Source organism: Acinetobacter sp. V104_13 (assembly GCF_031798995.1).
Classification (GTDB): Bacteria; Pseudomonadota; Gammaproteobacteria; order Pseudomonadales; family Moraxellaceae; genus Acinetobacter; species Acinetobacter pittii.
In genome coordinates this window covers 1-1,185 of record NZ_JAVQNP010000006.1, presented here as the reverse complement: position 1 = coordinate 1,185, position 1,185 = coordinate 1, and the positions used below count along the sequence as shown (strand labels likewise).

The 1,185-nt window shown below is 46.2% G+C and carries 1 protein-coding gene and 1 pseudogene; both read left to right on the top strand.

Annotated features, from left to right (window positions below):
- A pseudogene (locus RMB06_RS00500) lies at nt 1-114 on the top strand (3-oxoadipate CoA-transferase); the annotation flags it as partial.
- A gap of 400 nt (nt 115-514) precedes the next feature.
- Nucleotides 515-1,185 (top strand): beta-ketoacyl synthase N-terminal-like domain-containing protein (locus tag RMB06_RS00495; protein WP_311077820.1); only part of this gene is annotated, 671 nt, incomplete at its 3' end.

Genomic DNA, 1,185 nt, shown 5'->3' with positions numbered 1-1,185 from the left:
GTGATTGATGTGACCAATGATGGTTTAAAGGTGATCGAGAAAGTGGAAGGTCTTAGCTTTGATGAGTTACAGGCTTTGACTGGTGCAACTTTGATTGATGCGACTCAAGGGTAAGTTTAAACAGCAGTAACTATCGTGACAGGCGACATGGATGTCGCCCGTTGGACAGGGAGGCATGGAAGCCTCCTCTGTTCAACAAAGGTTTTTGTTACTTTTGACCTTTCAAAAGTAAGGTATCGCTTATGCAACAGACCTATGGATATCACAGTAAATTACGGCCGTGATGTTATTGGTTGATATGAAAATTTATAAAGTATCACAACGGAGTCTTATCTGTTTAAGCCAGATGCCACTCGCTAATTCGTGTCACTTTTTTAAAAAAGTAACCAAAAATCTTTGTTACTCAGACACAACTTCCTTGTTGTGCTGAGCAACACGGCGACATCCATGTCGCTACCGCGAAATACTTACGGAGAATGGCTAAAAAGGCCTAAAGTAAAGGACAAAAGTTAGAATGAAAAACGCTTATATCATCGATGCCATCCGTACCCCATTTGGCCGTTATGCCGGTGGCCTTGCACCCGTCCGTGCCGATGACCTTGGTGCTGTGCCGATTAAAGCCCTCATGCAGCGTAACCCAAGTGTAGATTGGGAACAGGTCGATGATGTGATCTATGGCTGTGCCAACCAAGCCGGTGAAGACAACCGTAATGTCGGCCGTATGTCAGCACTGCTTGCAGGTTTACCGTATCAGGTACCGGCAACTACCGTTAACCGTTTGTGTGGTTCTTCACTCGATGCGATTGCCATTGCTGCCCGTGCCATTAAAGCAGGTGAAGCGAATTTGGTGATTGCCGGTGGTGTAGAAAGCATGAGCCGTGCACCCTATGTGATGGGTAAGTCAGACAGTGCTTTTGGCCGTAGCCAGAAGATTGAAGACACCACTATGGGATGGCGCTTTATTAACCCTAAACTTAAAGAATTGTATGGTGTAGATACCATGCCCCAGACTGCCGAAAACGTTGCTGAACAGTTTAACGTCAATCGTGCAGATCAGGACCAGTTTGCCTTGGTGAGCCAACAACGCACCGCAAGCGCGCAAGCCAAAGGCTTTTTTTCTAAAGAAATCGTGGCAGTTGAAATCCCTCAGCGTAAGGGTGATGCTGTTGTGATTGATACCGATGA